Below are 17,080 nucleotides of genomic sequence, written 5' to 3' on the forward strand. Positions count from 1 at the left end.
TACTGATGACGAGCATCTAAGGCACCGGTTATGCCCACAGCAGGATCGAGTGCCTCCATTGTTAAAGATTAGGAGACATCACCTATCAATCTTTTTAATACATATACAGCCTGCCCTTTTTCTCTTTCTTGCCATTTAGCATAGCTCCAAGCAGTTTACTTGTTGTTCCCTCTAATACTTCTTTTGATTTCTTCACAGCAGCTATCTTTGTTTTGCCGCTTAAGACAACGAGGATGCTTCCATCCGTCCGGTTCGCCAAGATCTTTGCATCTGCAACTGGCAGAAGCGGCGTGGAATCAACAATCACCATGTCATATTGCTGTTCAATCTCATAAAAGAGCTGCTTCATCACAGAAGAGGAGAGCAGCTCAGCTGGATTCGGCGGAATGGTTCCGCTTGGAAGCAGCTCTAAATGCTCAATCGGTGTCGGTAAAATAGCTTCTTCCAAGCTGCAATTATTTAATAGCACATTCGTCAAACCGGTATGATGACTCAAGTCAAAATATTCATGGACGGCCGGCTTTCGCAAGTCAGCATCCATGAGCAGCACCCGCTTGTTCTGCTGTGCAAAAACAGCTGCTAAGTTTGCAGCCGTAAATGATTTCCCTTCCTTCGGCAAGGAGGAGGTCACTAATATCGATTTCAGCCTTGTTTGGATCGATGTGAATTCGATGTTTGTTCGGATCGTACGGAATTGTTCCGCAATGACAGAGTGAGGATTTAATACAGAAATACAGGATAAATCTCTCTTTTCTCTTTTCTTCCTCTTAAAGATCAATGTTCTGTCCTCCCGTTATGACGGACTGCTTGTCTTTTTTGGCCCTCCTGTCTGCCTGCATCTGATAGACACTGCCAAGCGACGGCAATCCGATCTCTTCTCTTATTTGATGTGTTCGTTTTACAGTATCATCGAGTAAATTCATTAAGAAAATGAGTGTCATGCCCCCTAATAAGGAGGCGCCTAGTGCCAGAACGATATGAACGAACTTCCTTGAATTCATCAGAATCGTGTTGGACAGCTTGGCTTCAGACAAAACATTAATGCGATCCATATTCATTGTTTTTTTGATTTCTTCTTGCAGCACCTCTGTTGCGGTATTCGCAATGGCGACTGCCTTCGCGCGATCCTCATCTTGTACAGAAATATTGATGACCTCAGACTCATTTTCTGTACTTGTGGCAATTTTGTGTTTTAGTCCTTCTGCTGATTCTGTGAGATGGAGTGTTTCTTTTACTTTTTCAATGACAATTGGGCTTTTTAATAAAACTTGAAAGGTACGTGTATATTGAAGGTTCATCTGAATATCGTTTAAATCTGCTTGTGCGTCATTGCTGCGTTTATGAACAAGAATTTGAGTGGTTGCCTGATATACAGGAGTCGAGACATAGAACTGATAATAGGCTGAAATGCCCGTTACGATCAGGACAATCAGGATCAGAAGGGCCATTTTCTCTTTAATGACAGAAAACAGCTGCTTAAAACCTATATTCTCATTCATAGATACCTCCCGATTTCATCATAAAAAGGTTATATATGGTTTCTTTTTGTTAATGATTGGATTATAAAAGATAATACCCGCAAAGAAAAATGTCATAATAGGTCTTATAGTTCTTTTTAAAGAACGAAATCGTTCGTTTTCTTTTGTTTACTTCCTGATTCTTACGTTTTTGAATTTTATAAAGAACAATTTATTTCTTATAATGAACGAAAAGGTCGCAGAACTATTCGCCGGTGAGAAGGGAGATCATTGATCGAATGATAGGCAAGGTGATACGCATTTACCGAAAGAGAAAAGGATACTCGATTCAGCAGCTGGCTGAGGATGCTCATGTCTCTAAGTCATATTTGAGCAAAATTGAGCGTGGTGTCCACAGAAATCCATCTGTCCAGTTCTTAAAAAAGGTATCCTCTTCATTAGAGATCGATTTACAAGAGCTGTTTGATGCAGAGACGATGATGTTTCATTACGCTGAGGGTAGTGAACACGAATGGCGGGAGCATATTGTGAGTGCCGTCCAATCAGGCATGCCTAAAGAAGAGCTCTATCAGCTGCTCCAAACGTACCGAAAGGAGCAGGAAGAAAAGTCGTTACATGTCACCCATAGAAAGCTGACCGATTCAAATATCGCAGAGTGGAAGCGTCTAATGAGTGAAGCGAAGGCAATTGGTTTAAGCATTGAGGAAGTAAAAGCTTTCCTCAACAACATGGGAGAACGCCGGGCGTAAGCCTTTCAGGAAGAATGATTGCGGGGAGAGGCGTTTGACGCTTCGATGAAAAAGAGCCTTTGATTTATGAAAGGCTCTTTCAGACTGTTGACAAAGGGCTAAAATGGTTTTTATTTTAGCCCTTTGTCTTCTTTACAGCGTGATAGAAAACCTTTGCAGTCTAGGAAGGGCGAGTACCGGAGCGGAGCGAATTTGACATTCGTGAGCACCGGAGCGCAGACCTGACAACGAATGCGAGGGTTTGTCTACACGCTGAAAGAGCCTTTGATTCATGAAAGGCTCTTTCTTCTGTTATTCTTCTTTTTTTGTTCGTGCTTTTTTCGTTATATCATTGTTTTTCCAATAGGCCCATAGTGATGTAATTCCCAGAAAGGCCAGTGTGATGAATTGCTGAACGCCTTCTTCATCAATAGGAATTGGGCTTTTTCCTGCAGCAGTTAGCGCGCTGTTAACAAGCGCCAGTAAAAGCAGCACAAGCCTTGCAATTGTACCTGCACTAATTTTTTGAACCTCCAACTGTAACCCCTCCCTTTCCTCTTCTCACGGGCGGTATTGCTCGTTCTCTCTCATATGTATGCATCAGCCGAATGAATAGAAGAACGAATCAAAAAAAGAGACATCATTCCTATATGCGGAATGATGCCTGATTTCATTTGCTATTTATTTAGAAAACATCTCTTTTGCTTCATCCAATGCCATTTTATTGCCTAGAGCTGAGTAATCGAGCCAAGGCTGATCGGCAATCGGATAGACTTGGTTTTTCTTCACTGCTTTTAGACCCTTCCAAATCGGAGTCTTTTCTAATTGCTTGAATGCCTGCTGCGCTTTATCATCACGGTTGACAACGACAAAGATCGCATCAGCATCATAATCAGGAAGAACCTCTTGAGAAATCACTTCAAACGGGCGCTTGCTGTCCAGCTTTTTCACACCATCGACAGGTGTCAGGCCTAAATCCTCGTATAAAATAGGACCCATTGGGCGCTTCATGCTAAATACGCGCAGCTCCTTTGCTGTCACACGGATCGCCATGACTTTTCCGTTTCCAATCTTTTTCTTGATGAGCGATTTGACCTCTTTTGCTTCTTGATTGTAATTCTTAATATATTGATCCGCTTCTTTTTCTTTATTGACGTGTTTGGCGATTTTTTTCAAATGATCCGGCCATGTGCCATCATTTAAATTAAACACTTCTGTTTTGGCGATCTTCTTATATTTCGATAAGTCTTGTCCGGCTAATTCTTCATCAACATAAATGACATCTGGTTGTAACGCAAGCAGTGATTCCATATCTGGATCAGATGCAATGCCGAGCTTCTTCGTCTGACTCAGCTGCTTTTTCGCATGTGGAAGGAAATCTTTTAAGTCTCCTCCTACAACAGAGCCCGCCGGTTTGATACCGAGTGCTAACAAGTCATTTGTTAAATGAATAGACAAGGAAGCAATCTTTGGTGTGCCATTGGTCTTTTCATTTGTTGTATTTTTTGTTTCCTGTTGTCCGCAAGCGGCAAGCAGCAAGAAACAGAGCGTTAATCCAATTACTAGTAGTTTTTTCATGATGAGTTCCTCTTTCATATTTATTTCGTTTTAGTTAATAAATAGAGAAAATACGGGGCACCGATAAAGGCCACGACCACACCCGCCGGTATGGCATTTGGAGCAAAGATGGAACGTCCGATTGTATCGGCACTGACCAAAATCAACAAGCCAAGCAGCGCACTAACTGGTAAAAAATACTGATGCAGTGAACCGACAAGCCTCCTAGCTAAATGCGGGGCGACGAGGCCAATAAAGCCAATACCACCTGTCATTGAAACACTTGCACTCGCGAGGCCTACCGCTAAAGTCAAGAGGAGAAGACGTTTACGCTGGACACGTACACCTACACTTGAGGCGACAGCATCTCCTAATGTCAATGCATTGAGCGTGTTCGTCTGCATCAGCGTAAGCGGCACAAGGCATACAATCCAAGGCAGAAGCGCCAGCACATGAATCCAGTCTCTCCCCCATACATTGCCCACAAGCCACCTTGAAGCAAACGTGTATGTATCTTCATCCAGCTTCAATGACAAATATAAGGTGAGTGCACTAAACCCCGCAGCAACCGCAATGCCAACTAAGATCAGCCGGATAGGAACAAGCCCTTCATGCCGGTCATATGCAAGAAGCACGATGACAGCTGCCGCAAGCAGTCCGCCGCCAAACGTAAAGAGCGGAATAAGAAGAGACGGATTGCCTTCAAGTGCGTGAAAATATGTCACAAACACAATTAAGCCAAAGGCTGCCCCTGCATTCAATCCAATAATCCCAGGATCGGCCAGCGGGTTACGGGATAAGCTCTGCAAAATGCCGCCAGCAATGCCAAGACCAATACCAGCTAACATCGTCACCACAATTCGAGGCAGACGATAGTCAAACAGCACCGTTTCACTTTGAAAATCTCCAAAGCCAAATAACGTCTTGACGACCATGACAGGGCTTAGTTTCAGCGTACCGGTATTTAAACTATACAGCACAACAGCCGCACTCATGCAAAGCAAAACGAGTGTCACGACAAGAGCACGCTGTTTCTCTCTCATGACAGGTTCCTCCCTTCTTTTCTGGCAATGTATAAGAAGAAAGGAACACCAACAAGTGCCACCATCACCCCAATGGCAAGTTCTCTTGGCGGATTGACTGTACGGCTGGCAAGGTCTGCAAAGACAAGCAGCATGGCGCCTAGTATCGCTGACATCGGAATGACGAAACGATAGTCTACACCAACAAGCTTTCGTGCAATATGAGGGATGACAAGACCGACAAACCCAATCGATCCGACTGCTGAAACAGAAACTCCTGCTAATAACACAGCAGCAGTCATTCCTAGTATTCGCACTTGCCGTGTTTTCACCCCTAAATTTGCCGCTGTATCCTCACCGAGCGATAGTAAGGAAAGTGACCGGCCTAATAGCATTGCCCATACGATCACAATCAGAATAACCGGGGCGAGAATCGTCAGCTGCGGCCATTTCACACCAGCTACCCCGCCTGCATACCAAAAAGCCAAATCCTGACTCAGGTCAAAATAAATCGCGATCCCAGAGCTGAGCGCATGAAGCAATGCGGCTACAACCGCTCCTGCCACAGTGAGGCGCAGCGGTGTCAATACGCCGCCAGCCGCACCAATCGCAAAGATCAGCAGCGTACTGAGCACAGCACCAATAAAGGAAAAAAACATCAGTGCCGAATAAGGTATTCCTGGAAAAAAAGCAAAACAGAGAGCGACCACAAACATCGCACCTCCATTAATGCCCAAAATCCCCGCATCTGCCAGTGGATTTCTTGTGATGCCCTGCATAAGAGCACCCGCTACGGCAAACGCCGCTCCCACTAGAGCTGCCCCTAAAACACGAGGGAGTCTTAATTCATGGATGATCTGCTGCTCTGTAACATTCGACTGGTAGTCAAATACAGCTGTCCAAACCGTTTGCAGAGACAATGTTTTTGCACCGTATGACACAGCAAAAAACATGGCAGCCGCTAAACCAATAACGGCGAGAAAAAATATCAAAAAGAACAGAATATGTGATGATCGTTTTTGTTGAGGTTTTCGCTTATCCTGCAAAATCGGTGTCATCCTTTTCTTCATTAAAAGTCAGTTTGAAAATGAGAATCATAATCAACAAAATTATAGCCGCCAGCCTCTAAAAAATCAATGTACACCCTATTTTTTAATTAATGAAGGTATGTGCGGAGCAGAGAAAGGAGATTTCTTTTTGCCGCTTAGAACGGCCTATCATTTTTTCTCATAGTTTAATAGGAAAATAGTTGACATTTCGCATGAATATCCTCTAAAATTACAAAAGTAAGTCAAATGTTATAAAAATATTACAAACAGATGTCAAACTAATAAAGAATGACCCGTCATGAGAGGAGATTTGAAAGTTGTGTCAGTAAAGGGAAAATGGAGTATCGTCCTATTTGCGCTTGCAGTCGTCATTGGAGCAGTTGCTTTCTTTCAAAATCAACAAGCAAGCGGTACAGAGAAGAAAAATGTAAAGCAGGATACGAACTATAAAAACGTAGAAATTGTCACTCTCGTAAATGACGGGAAATTTATGAGATATGCAGTCAACTATCCTCTTTTTCATCAAAAAGAGCTAGATGATAAGATTCAAAGCTATGCCAATTCGGCATTAGAGCATTTCAAAAAAACATTCAGTGAAGCAAAGGATATCGATGAACATAAACGCTATGAACTGAATATTGATTATGAAATGGTGCATTATGCAAAGCAGTCTGCTGCCATTCGTTTTACGACCTATACGTATACTGGCCAGCAAAATGGAACCACCAATCATCTCACGATTAACTTTGATTTTCAGAAAAAAACCTTTCTTGACACAAAAGATTTATTTCTGCCTAAAACCAATTATTTAAAGAAATTATCCTATATTACATATACAGAGCTTCGGAAGGACAAAACCTTATCTAAGGATCAGCCTCTCCTTCAAAAAGGAACAGCCCCTGATGCTCAAAACTTCAGTCAATTTGCCTTAAAAGACAAATATGTAGAATTTTATTTCCCTGCATCTCAAGTAGCCGCAGAGGATCTTGGTCCGCAAACACTAGCGATCAAAAAGACATTGCTGAAGGACATTTTAAAGCCAGAATATATGGATAAACTGAAAAATAAAAATGAAATGAAAGAACCGAATCCAAAAAGAAAAGCCGTCAAGCTGCCGCAAAAATCAAAGCTTGACCCGAATAAAAAAGCCATCGCACTCACATTTGATGATGGACCGAATCCAGCGACAACCTCAAAAATTTTAGATGCGCTGAAGGCAAATAAAGGACATGCTACCTTTTTCGTATTAGGCAGCAGGGTGCAATATTATCCTGGAATGCTTGCCGATATTTTAAAAGGCGGGAATGAGATCGGAAACCATTCCTACAATCACCCTTTATTAACAAGACTGTCTTTAGATGAAGCGGTGAAACAAGTGAAGGACACCCAGCAGCTGATTGAGAAAGCGAGCGGATATACACCTACGCACTTTAGACCGCCATATGGCGGTACAAATCAAGATATCAATCATGCAATTGGGATGAAGGTCACTTTGTGGGATGTTGATCCTGAGGATTGGAAAATCCGCAACAGCCAGCAGATCACAAACCGCGTTCTCTCACATGCAGCCGATGGCAGAACAGTGTTAATGCACGATATTTATGAAAGCTCAGCCCAAGCAGCCGTAAAGATCATCCATGAACTCACCAAACAAGGCTACCAGCTCGTCACAGTGAGTGAACTTGAACAATTAAAAAAAGAACGACATGAACAAACCCCTGTAGAGTAAACAGGGGTTTTTGTTTTATAACTCCAAAGACTTTTTTTGCTTCAATAATGCTTGAAATCTCTCTTCAAGCTCTTGCGACGGCTCAATACTTAAACGGCTGAGCACTTCAGACAGCTCCATATCAATTAACAGAAGCTCCTCTTCTCTATTTGTCACAGCTGGTTTTTCTTCCTTTTGTTTATATGCTTCATATGTGCCGTCAAATCCTTCAATACGTTCCTCATGAATATGGAAAATACGAGTGGCAACCTCCTCAATCAGCCTGCGATCGTGGGAAACAAACACAACGGTACCTGGATAATCTTTCAAGAGACCTTCAAGTGCTTCAACTGCGGCCAGATCTAAAAAGTTCGTCGGTTCATCCAGCATGAGAACATTGGCATCACTGACAAGTAAGGACGCAAGCATCGTTTTCACCCGTTCTCCCCCGCTTAATACGCCAACAGGCTTATGCACATCATCCCCTCTAAATCCTAGTCTCGCCAAAACCGTTCGAACCACTGTCTCTTCTTGAACCGCCTCTTTCAGCGCATTTTGTAAAATCGATTCATCTACCTTCAATCCTGAAAGATCCTGACGGAAGTACGCTAGCTTGACGGCCTCTGAGCGAGTAACTCCGGGATGTCCATTCACTAACATACGGAGAAATGTCGTTTTGCCGCTCCCGTTGTTTCCGATAATGGCAACCTTGTCTCCGCCCCTCACTTCCACATTCGCCTGCTTCCAAAGCACTTTATCGCCCGCCTTGCCATCTACATTTTCCACTCGCAAAATGGTACGGCTAGCTACTGCCTTCATCGTATGCTGAGTCATTTGGATCGGCTGAATGTCCTTTACCTTCTCAACCTTTTCTAATTTCTCCATCCTGGTTTCAATGGATTTGGCTGTTTTTTGCAGCTTTTTTTGCTTATTTGCATAGTAGGGCTTTGCAATTTTAGGTCCTGAGGATTTCACCTTTTGGGATGGCTTTGTCGCTTTGTCCGCCTTTTTCTTTTTCTTTTCCAGTGCATGCTCTAATTGTTTTTTCTTTTGTGTATAGGCTTCGTACGCTTCCACCTGCTGACGATGTGCCAGCTCTTTTTGCTGTGCAAAATGTGTGTAGTTGCCTTTGTAATGATGAAGCTTCCCATGATCCAGCTCCCAAATCTCCGTACATATTGCATCTAAAAAAGCACGATCATGTGAAACAACAATGAGAGCTCCCTGATAATGACGCAGCTTATCTTCCAGCCACTCAATATGCTCTGTATCCAAATGAGTGGTCGGTTCATCTGCTAATAAAAGGGCTGACGGCCGGCTTAATGCTCTTTCAATATAAGTCTGGGTCATTTCACCGCCACTCTGTCTGCCATCTCCTTGTTTCAATTGTGGAAGCAGGGTACAAGTCGCAGTGGCGGCCACCGTGCCGCTGTCTGGTGTTTCCTGCCCCGCCAGCACATGCAATAAAGTCGTTTTGCCGCTGCCATTTGTCCCTACAAGACCAATGCGATCATCTTGATGAATGGCTAGTTCCTCAATATCAAATAACAAGCGATCTTTTCGAAATACCTTTAACTGATTGGCTTTTAATAACATCCAATCCTCTCCTTTCATATCAGGAGACATGAAAAAGCCTCCCATTCTCAGAATAGGAGGCAAAATGGTGTACAAAAATAAGCGGATTGATCCAGTATGGTGTGCCGTTCCAATTTGAACACACACATCCCACGTATCAAACACCTCATTCTTTGATTCCCAAGCTGTACCATCCTATTCCGAAGCTAAAAAATGAAAACGCAGCAAACATGGCAAACCGATCGTTTGCTCACTGCCTTCGTTCATTCATTTTGCTTACAGGTCATAGGATTAGTACTTCATTGCATTGGGTCACCCTTCCGTCGTTTGTTACGTATACGATAAAAGATTGGTTATTTTTTGTCAAGCTGAAAAGGCATAAGTGAGTCGATTAACTGGAGTGTAAATGGATGGGACACTTCAAACAATTGGTCCTTTTTGCATTCCTCCACTAGGCTTCCTTCATGTAAAAATAGAAGACGGTCACATAGATACACCGCTGCTTCTACATCATGGGTAATGAGAAGGATCGTCATGTCTAGCTCTTGTTTTAATGTCTCAAGCAGCTCCAATATTTGTACTTGAACAGAAACATCCAGTGAACTCAGGACTTCATCTAGTATGAGAATGGATGGGTGCGTTGATATGGCTCGTGCGATGCACACTCGCTGAAGCTGACCGCCGCTTAGCTGATGAGCATATTGATTCAGTACAGACGAGGGCAGCCTGACTTGCTGAAGTAATGACAAAACTTTCTGATCCAGATTCTGATTCTGCTTTAACAAACGCATCGGTTCTGCTACGATCTCTTTCACCGTAAAGGAGGGATGAACAGAAGATAGATAATCCTGAAAAACAACACTCATTTTCCCCCGATTCACCCTCCGCCACTTGTCAGCTGGCATGCCATCAATCTGTACCTCGCCTCTATCTATTTTTTCTAAACCGAGCAGGATACGTGCCAATGTACTTTTGCCACTGCCGCTCTCACCGACTAATCCGGCACATTGTCCTTTTTCAATTTGAAACGAAACGTTTGATATGCGGTCTTTTGGTTTCTTTTGATGTGAAAAAAGACCTTTCTTCTCACCGTGTTTGACTAGATTTATAGCTGTGATCAACATGGAAACGCCTCCGCTCTCTTCTGCTGCCGCAGTGCTTTAATAGGAGCAGATAATCGAAGCCTCGTCTCCAGTAAATGCTTTGTTTGGGGATGCTCGGGTGATGTGAACACTTCCTTGGCTGACCCATGCTCAAGCATCACTCCTTGGTGCATGACCATCAACTCATCGGCGATTGCCTGAACGACGCCTAAATCATGCGTTATAACGATCAAGGTAACACCGGTTTCTTCCTTTAGCCTGTGTAATTGTCTGATGACTTCACGCCGATTAAAGGCATCAAGCGATGCAGTTGGCTCATCTGCAATGATCACGTCAGGAGAAAGCATCAACGTGATGCCAATCATCACACGCTGAAGCATTCCTCCAGACAGTTCATACGGGTATTTTTTCATCAAATCATATGGATTTTTTAAATGAACACGTGCAAGCCCAGCCATAGCATGTGCTTTTGCTTCTTTCCCGCGTAAGCCCAAATGCTGCTGAAATGTTTCCAATATTTGATGACCAATCGTTTCGATGGGATTGAATGCATTCATAGCATCTTGTGAGATGAAACCTATTCGTTTCCCCCGCCATTGATGTGCTTCTTGATTTGTCAATGTTTTGCCGTCAAAAATGATCGTTCCTTCCACTTCTAGCGAAGGGGCGACAAGGTCAATTAACGCTTTTGCGAGAGTTGATTTTCCACTGCCACTTTCTCCAATGACGGCTAAACAGCGTTGTTGGTGTAAAGAAAATGTGATATTCGTCACTATATTCTTTTGCTGCTGTGGATCATGTACGGACAGATTTTTTACGTCGATTAAAGGCAAATGGCCTCCCCCCTTTCTTTCTGGTATGATGCATGGCAGGATTCGCGGCATGCTGAAGGCTGTCTCCTAAAAAGTTCAACGCCATGACCACAAACAAGATGGCAAGTCCAGGCGCAAGCATATGGGCAGGATGTGTCACCATGACATTCTTCGCCTCGTTGAGCATCATACCCCATTCTGGTGTAGGTGCACTCACACCTAACCCAAGAAAAGACAGTGCTGATATATTTAAGATTACCCAGCCCGCATCAAGTGTCGCAAAAACAGCAATTTCTCCTGAGATACGAGGAATTAGATGTCTCCTCAATATGTAAAAGGGTGTGCCGCCAGACACCTTCGCAAACTGAACAGAAGGTTCATTCGCATATTGAAGGACAGATGAACGAATCATTCTTGTATACCAGGCCCATTTCGCTAGAACATTCGCCAAAATAATATTGAATAGTCCAGGTCCGAGGATTCCCACAACCGCAAGGATCATCACCTCTGCTGGAAAGGAAAGCATGACATCACACAGCCTCATCAAAACCCCATCCACCTTTCCTCGAAAGAATCCTGCCATGAGTCCAAGTACACTGCCAATGAGCATCGTGATACACATCGTCAGCATGGCCGCAAGCATTGTTGTCCGAATGCCATATAAAAGCCGAGACAATACACATCTCCCTAGATGATCCGTTCCTAATGGATAAGTAAGACTGATACCGGCATATTTTTGAAGAATGTTCGTATTTGTTGGGTCATGTGGTGCTAACACTGGTGCAAACAGTCCAGCTAATGCAACCAGTGCTAACAGCCAGATTGAAAGAATCGCCATACGGTCTTTTCTTAATTGATGCCACCCTATCATCGTTGTCAGACCTCCTTTCGCAACTGCGGATTCATGGTCATTTGGATCACATCAGCGATGAGATTGCACATAACAAACAGGAACCCCATCACAAATAAATAGGCTTGAATAATAGGGAAATCAGCATGGAAAATAGCTGTTACACACAACCGGCCAACCCCTGGCCAAGCAAAAAGGTTCTCAATAATGACGGTTCCCGCAATGAGCTTTGGAATAGACATGCCAAGTGCTGTCACCGCTAATTGCAGGGCATGCCTCATGACCTTCAGTTGAACGGTTCGTTCCTTTAAACCACGTGCTCTTGCGTAAAAAACAAAGGGCTCGTGCTGAAATTTTAGAATTTGATTGCGTATCAGTCTCACATAGGTCGATAAGTAGCCAAATGATAATGTGACAGCTGGAAGAAGAATCGATTTGAACCCTTCCATTCCACTCGTATTGACCCAATTGAATTTGACAGAAAAAAGCCAAATCAACAAAATCCCCAGCCAAAAACTAGGCATTGAAGCGGCGATAAACACAAAGGCTCTCAAGATCCGGTCCACCCAGGAATGAGCAGCATATGCACAAATCACCCCGAACAACAAACTGAGCAATATGATCAAAAAGAGCGCTGCTCCTGCAAGCTGCAATGTAGCAGGCAGCGCCTCCATGATAAGATTAAAAACTGGCTCCTGTGTGACATAGCTCTTACCAAAATCACCTGTTAATCCATCTTTAAGCCATGTGGCATAGCGGATGAAAAACGGCTGGTCTAAGCCTAACTCCTGACGCATCGATTCAATCATTTCTTCTGTTGGTGTGACTTGATTCACCCGCAAAGCGACCTCTGCTGGATCACTTGCCCGCATCGTCAGCAGGACAAAAGCAAAGAAGGTGATGAAGATCATAAGCGGAAAAAGCATCAGTATTCGTTTTAAGAGATAGCGAGTCATGTCTCTACCTCCGTTTTATGACGCAAAATACATACGGTCAAATGGAATTTCATACTGAGACACATGAAAACCTACGCCTTTCAGGCGCTTATTATAAACGGCCTTTGTCACAGAATAAGAGATTGGGATGTAGACATTTTCATCATGGATATACGTCAATATTTCTTGATACATTTGTTTCCGCTTTTGCTCATCTGGTTCTACTAATACTTCCGTAATCGTCTCGTCCAGCCACTTTTTCTTTTTCAGTCCTAATTGGGCTTGATAATCAGCATGGGATGCTACACGGAATGAAGAGACATAAGTTTGTGGATCATATGGGAGTCCCCAAGACAGCGAGTACATCAGATCGAACTTTCCTGTTTTTTGGCGATCTAAAAATGCCTGTTTTTCTTCTCCTCTAATATCCAGCTTGATCCCCACCTGCTTGAAATCTTGTTGAATCGATTCACTGATCGTTCTTTCCCCTGCATTATCGGAATTATAGTAAATAGCCACACTCAGCAGTTTGCCATTTTGATAGCGATACCCGTCTTCTTTCATCCTCCAGCCTGCCTCATCCAATATTGCCTCTGCTTTCTTCTTTTGATAAGTTTTCTTTTTCAATGGAATATTTGCGTAAGGGACAGAAGGGGCAAGCAATGTGTGTGCCACCTTTTCCGTTCCATTTAAAATGCCTTCTGTGATCATGTCCTTTTGAATGGCGTATTGAAACGCTTCTCTTACTTTCGGATCTTTTGTGATTGGCTGGTTTGAATTAATGACTATCGATCTTGAACCAACAGGAGGACTCACGGTTACACCATATTGACCTGCTTCTTTTAAAGCCTGGAATGAGTCTCCATCGATCATGTCACCATCTGCTCCAAATAAAAGATCTATCTCTCCTTTTTGGAGCGCAAGTAAGATGGTCTGGTGATCCGGCATGACTTTCCATTTCACGGTTGAAATTTTCGGCTTTTTCCCCCAATAGTGGTCATTCATTTCAAAAACGGCATATTGATTTTTCTTATGTTCCTTTAGAACATAAGGACCTGTACCTGCATAGCTTTTGACTCCTTTTGCAGTCGTTCCATCAATGAAGCTTTTTGGAGAAATAAAACGGAAGGGGCGTGTTAAGCCCAGCTCTTCTAACGTAGGATAATAAGGCTCTTTCAACGTGAGAACAAATGTATCGTCATCTAACGCCTTTGTGGATTTGATTTCGGATACGAGATTAAGCCAAGCGTTCTTTTCAATATTTTTGACGACAGCATCTATGTTCAATTTAACTGCCTTTGCATTAAAAGGCTCACCATCTGAAAAAGTCACACCTTTTCGAAGATGAAAGGTGTAGGTTTTTCCATCTTTTGAAATGTCCCAGCTTTTCGCTAAAGCAGGCTGAACGCCCTTCTCTGTATTGACGACAAGCGATTCAAACACCATATTTTGAGCAGCCATCTCTCCGCCGTATAGATGGGGATTGATGTCCCTGATATCTTTTGTACTTGCATACACGAGCTCATCTTCTTCTCTATCATTCATGCTGGAAGATGCTTTGTTTCCAGAGCATGAGGCCAATAAAAAACAAGCCATCACTGAAAACAGCATCATGGTGTATGTCACATAGAGATGCTTTTTCTCATATTTCTTCTTTATGTAAACAGGTTGATCACTCATATGTACTTCCTCCAATTCAACATTATCGTAATCATTACGATTATTAATCGAAATGATTACGAATTGAATACTAGCATACAGAAATGGGAAATACAACATCTTTTCATAAAAAAACAGACTCATGATTGAGTCTGTTTCGCTTGTATGAATTGATCGATCACCCTTAATGCTTTTTCTGTTCCACCTGCTGCTTGGAAGCTTTCTTCAATTTTCTCAATCCCCGCCCGGTACGTATCACTGCCTAAAACCGTCTCAACGGTCTCTCTTAGCTGCTCTGCTGTCAGCTGATCTTTATCAAGTGCGCAGGCAGCAGATAATTCGGTAAGTCTTTGTGCCACCATCGGCTGATCTTTGTCGACTGGAATGACGACCATCGGAACGTGGTAATGAATACCTTCATTGACACTATTCATCCCGCCGTGCGTTATAAACACATCTGTCAGTTCGAGCACTTCAAGCTGCGGCACATAAGGCTCGATCAGAAAATGAGCAGGCGCCTCTTTTAAGAGAGAACGATCTACTTTTTCACCTGTTGCGATAATTACTTTTCCGTCAAAGTCTGCGAAGGCATCTATACACATATTAAAAAATGCTTCTGTATCCCCAAGAACGGTGCCCATGGAAATAAAAACGACTTTTTCTTGCTCAAGTGCTTCCAGCGGGAAATCATGCTGGTCGGCTCTTTTTAGAAAGCTCGGTCCAATGAAGACAAACGAATCGTTTAATGAATCAACAGAAGGCTGGAAATATTCACTTGTATAGACGATATTCAGTTCTCCACGGTTTTTCATAAATTGCATCAAACGCGTTGGCTGAACGCTAAAACGCTCTTGTATTTTTTCTAACAGATGCTCAGCTTTCTCATCCTTCCTGTATAGCGGTGTATCAAAATGCGCCTCTTGCAGCACAAAAGATGGGTTGGATCCAATGCTCGGAATGCGCAAGTAATCTCGAACAAGCTCTCCTGCCCCAAACATATCGTAGTAGACCAAATCAAATGAATGCTTATCGGAAAGTGTTTCCACTACCTCTAAAATATCATATGATGTTTGCAGCATGGCATGAAAGAACGGCTGCATGGAATCTAAATCTCCTTCTTCCACATGTAATGTCCGAATATAGTCTGGATGTATATGTACGTGAGCGCCTAAGCGTTTGATTCGTTCCTGATAATGTACAGTTGTAACCGCATGCACTTCATCGCCTCGATCCGCCCATGTTTTGATCATTCCTAACATAGGGTTCACATGTCCTTCAGCTGGAAACGTAATCAATAAAATCTTCGCCACAAGAAATCCCTCCTCATTGTCAATTCCCTTCCATGTTAATCATATACAGCAAGCCGGCTCAACAAATACGCCTGAAAAGGGAAGAAATGAGTCTTATGTCCAGTATTTCATCATAAAGTGGCAGAAAAAAAGACAAAGTCTCCTAATAAGCACTTTGTCTTTTTCACATTATGATTTGAGCAGCATTTTTTTAAATGCATCAGACTGTTTTTCAATGGAGATCGGATCTGCATAGATAAATTCCTTGATTGAATAGTACAGGACATGCCCTTGCTTCACCGCTTGATTTTTCTTCCATACAGCGCTGTTCGTAATATCAAGATTTGGCTCTTTTCCATCCTTTGTTGGTACAAGTAAATAGTCTCCTGTATACTCATTCATCTCTTCTAATGAAATTCCAAGATAGCCTTCCTTTGGAAGTGCCTTTTCTGCCTTTTCAGGTAAGCTGAATCCATAGCCTTGATAGATGACTTCCCCGCCGCGGCCAAAGTCCGTACCAAATAAGTACACTTGCTTTGGCTGGACATCCATAATGGAGAATGTCTTGTCATCACCAATTTTCGCTTTCACTTCTTCTCCGTCTTTCTTCAGCTTCTCGTCCATTTCTTGTATTTGTTTTTTCGCTAACGCTTCTTTTCCAAGAATCTTTCCAATTTCAATATGCATCTCTTTGAAGCTATGTTCACTTGTCGTAAACGTGATCGTTTTGGCAATCTTTTTATACTTTTCAATCTGTTCGTTTTGTGAATAAGCAATGATTAAATCAGGCTTCAGCTTTGCAATCGCCTCCACATTTTCCATCGGCACCCGCTTCACACCTGTTTCATCTAAAAAGGATGATTTAGGATAAACATCTGTCATGCCAACAGGTGTCACACCTAACTTTTTAAAGTTCCCAAGCTGCGCTGTTAACACAACAATCCGCTTCGGCTTGGCAGGAATCGTGATCTTTTCACCCGTTTCCGTTGTATATGTACGCGTACTTGCTGCTTGCTCTTTATTCTCTTTCTGCCCGCATGCTACTAACAGCAGTGCCAGCAGACTGACTAGCCAAATCATTTTTTTCACTTACAAAACCACCTTTAATTGAGAATGATTATTAATTATAGCATAAATAAACATTCATAGATGAAACGTTTTAAAAGTGAATCATACATGAGGCGGAACAAAAAAACCCTCTCCAAAGGAGAGGGTTTCGTGAGACCATTGTCTATCGTAAACAAGGTCAAGTACGCGCTTGGAGAACGTATAATTTGTGTCTTTAATTATTGTTGTAACAACGTTTTAAAATGAC

16 protein-coding genes are annotated in these 17,080 nt (G+C 42.7%); 2 read left to right on the forward strand and 14 right to left on the reverse strand.

Annotated features, from left to right (window positions below):
- Positions 1-94: 94 nt before the first annotated feature.
- Positions 95-778 (reverse strand): CpsD/CapB family tyrosine-protein kinase, encoded by a 684-nt coding sequence (locus MHB41_RS15740; RefSeq protein WP_024423527.1) that lies wholly within the window; start codon positions 776-778, stop codon positions 95-97.
- Positions 768-1,499, reverse strand: a complete 732-nt coding sequence (locus MHB41_RS15745; RefSeq protein WP_024423528.1) for a Wzz/FepE/Etk N-terminal domain-containing protein — start codon at positions 1,497-1,499, stop codon at positions 768-770. Before MHB41_RS15745 ends, MHB41_RS15740 begins: the two co-directional genes overlap by 11 nt.
- 257 nt (positions 1,500-1,756) lie before the next feature.
- On the opposite strand from MHB41_RS15745, the gene MHB41_RS15750 reads away from it, so the two are divergent.
- Positions 1,757-2,227, forward strand: coding sequence for a helix-turn-helix domain-containing protein (locus tag MHB41_RS15750; RefSeq protein WP_034280998.1), 471 nt, complete (start codon positions 1,757-1,759; stop codon positions 2,225-2,227).
- Between the two features lie 291 nt (positions 2,228-2,518).
- Here MHB41_RS15750 and MHB41_RS15755 read toward each other — a convergent pair whose 3' ends face one another.
- The 4 genes from MHB41_RS15755 to MHB41_RS15770 form a co-directional block, all read right to left on the reverse strand.
- Positions 2,519-2,743 (reverse strand): phage holin, encoded by a 225-nt coding sequence (locus MHB41_RS15755; protein ID WP_024423530.1) that lies wholly within the window; start codon positions 2,741-2,743, stop codon positions 2,519-2,521.
- A gap of 144 nt (positions 2,744-2,887) precedes the next feature.
- Entirely contained in the window at positions 2,888-3,787 is a 900-nt protein-coding gene (locus MHB41_RS15760) for an ABC transporter substrate-binding protein (protein WP_268436358.1), read from the reverse strand.
- A gap of 17 nt (positions 3,788-3,804) precedes the next feature.
- Positions 3,805-4,806, reverse strand: a complete 1,002-nt coding sequence (locus tag MHB41_RS15765; RefSeq protein ID WP_024426098.1) for an iron ABC transporter permease — start codon at positions 4,804-4,806, stop codon at positions 3,805-3,807.
- Positions 4,803-5,831: an iron ABC transporter permease gene (locus tag MHB41_RS15770; protein ID WP_081372098.1), complete on the reverse strand. Its 1,029-nt coding sequence runs from the start codon at positions 5,829-5,831 to the stop codon at positions 4,803-4,805. Before MHB41_RS15770 ends, MHB41_RS15765 begins: the two co-directional genes overlap by 4 nt.
- 322 nt (positions 5,832-6,153) lie before the next feature.
- On the opposite strand from MHB41_RS15770, the gene MHB41_RS15775 reads away from it, so the two are divergent.
- The gene (locus MHB41_RS15775) at positions 6,154-7,563 is read left to right on the forward strand and encodes a polysaccharide deacetylase family protein (protein WP_326847894.1); all 1,410 of its coding nucleotides are present in this window, start codon (positions 6,154-6,156) and stop codon (positions 7,561-7,563) included.
- A gap of 15 nt (positions 7,564-7,578) precedes the next feature.
- Here MHB41_RS15775 and abc-f read toward each other — a convergent pair whose 3' ends face one another.
- From abc-f to MHB41_RS15815, 8 genes are all read right to left on the reverse strand, one after another.
- Positions 7,579-9,138, reverse strand: a complete 1,560-nt coding sequence (gene abc-f / locus MHB41_RS15780; protein WP_342502613.1) for an ABC-F type ribosomal protection protein — start codon at positions 9,136-9,138, stop codon at positions 7,579-7,581.
- 332 nt (positions 9,139-9,470) lie between these two features.
- Positions 9,471-10,241, reverse strand: coding sequence for a dipeptide/oligopeptide/nickel ABC transporter ATP-binding protein (locus MHB41_RS15785; RefSeq protein ID WP_151284839.1), 771 nt, complete (start codon positions 10,239-10,241; stop codon positions 9,471-9,473).
- A complete protein-coding gene (locus MHB41_RS15790) occupies positions 10,235-11,053 on the reverse strand; it encodes an ABC transporter ATP-binding protein (protein WP_064498008.1) in 819 nt (272 codons plus the stop codon). Before MHB41_RS15790 ends, MHB41_RS15785 begins: the two co-directional genes overlap by 7 nt.
- The gene (gene opp1C / locus MHB41_RS15795) at positions 11,016-11,903 is read right to left on the reverse strand and encodes a nickel/cobalt ABC transporter permease (protein WP_151284840.1); all 888 of its coding nucleotides are present in this window, start codon (positions 11,901-11,903) and stop codon (positions 11,016-11,018) included. The genes MHB41_RS15790 and opp1C overlap by 38 nt, the downstream gene beginning before the upstream one ends.
- Before the next feature lie 5 nt (positions 11,904-11,908).
- A complete protein-coding gene (opp1B, locus tag MHB41_RS15800) occupies positions 11,909-12,838 on the reverse strand; it encodes a nickel/cobalt ABC transporter permease (protein ID WP_058837582.1) in 930 nt (309 codons plus the stop codon).
- A 15-nt stretch (positions 12,839-12,853) separates the two neighbouring features.
- Positions 12,854-14,497, reverse strand: a complete 1,644-nt coding sequence (gene nikA, locus MHB41_RS15805; RefSeq protein WP_106025594.1) for a nickel ABC transporter substrate-binding protein — start codon at positions 14,495-14,497, stop codon at positions 12,854-12,856.
- 119 nt (positions 14,498-14,616) lie between these two features.
- Positions 14,617-15,786, reverse strand: coding sequence for a macrolide family glycosyltransferase (locus MHB41_RS15810; protein ID WP_252049831.1), 1,170 nt, complete (start codon positions 15,784-15,786; stop codon positions 14,617-14,619).
- A 168-nt stretch (positions 15,787-15,954) separates the two neighbouring features.
- Positions 15,955-16,845 carry an ABC transporter substrate-binding protein gene (locus MHB41_RS15815; protein ID WP_252050519.1) on the reverse strand — a complete coding sequence of 297 codons (891 nt, stop codon included), beginning with the start codon at positions 16,843-16,845 and terminating at the stop codon, positions 15,955-15,957.
- Positions 16,846-17,080 lie beyond the last annotated feature (235 nt).

Source organism: Bacillus sp. FSL H7-0578 (assembly GCF_038630855.1).
GTDB lineage: Bacteria > Bacillota > Bacilli > Bacillales > Bacillaceae > Bacillus > Bacillus safensis.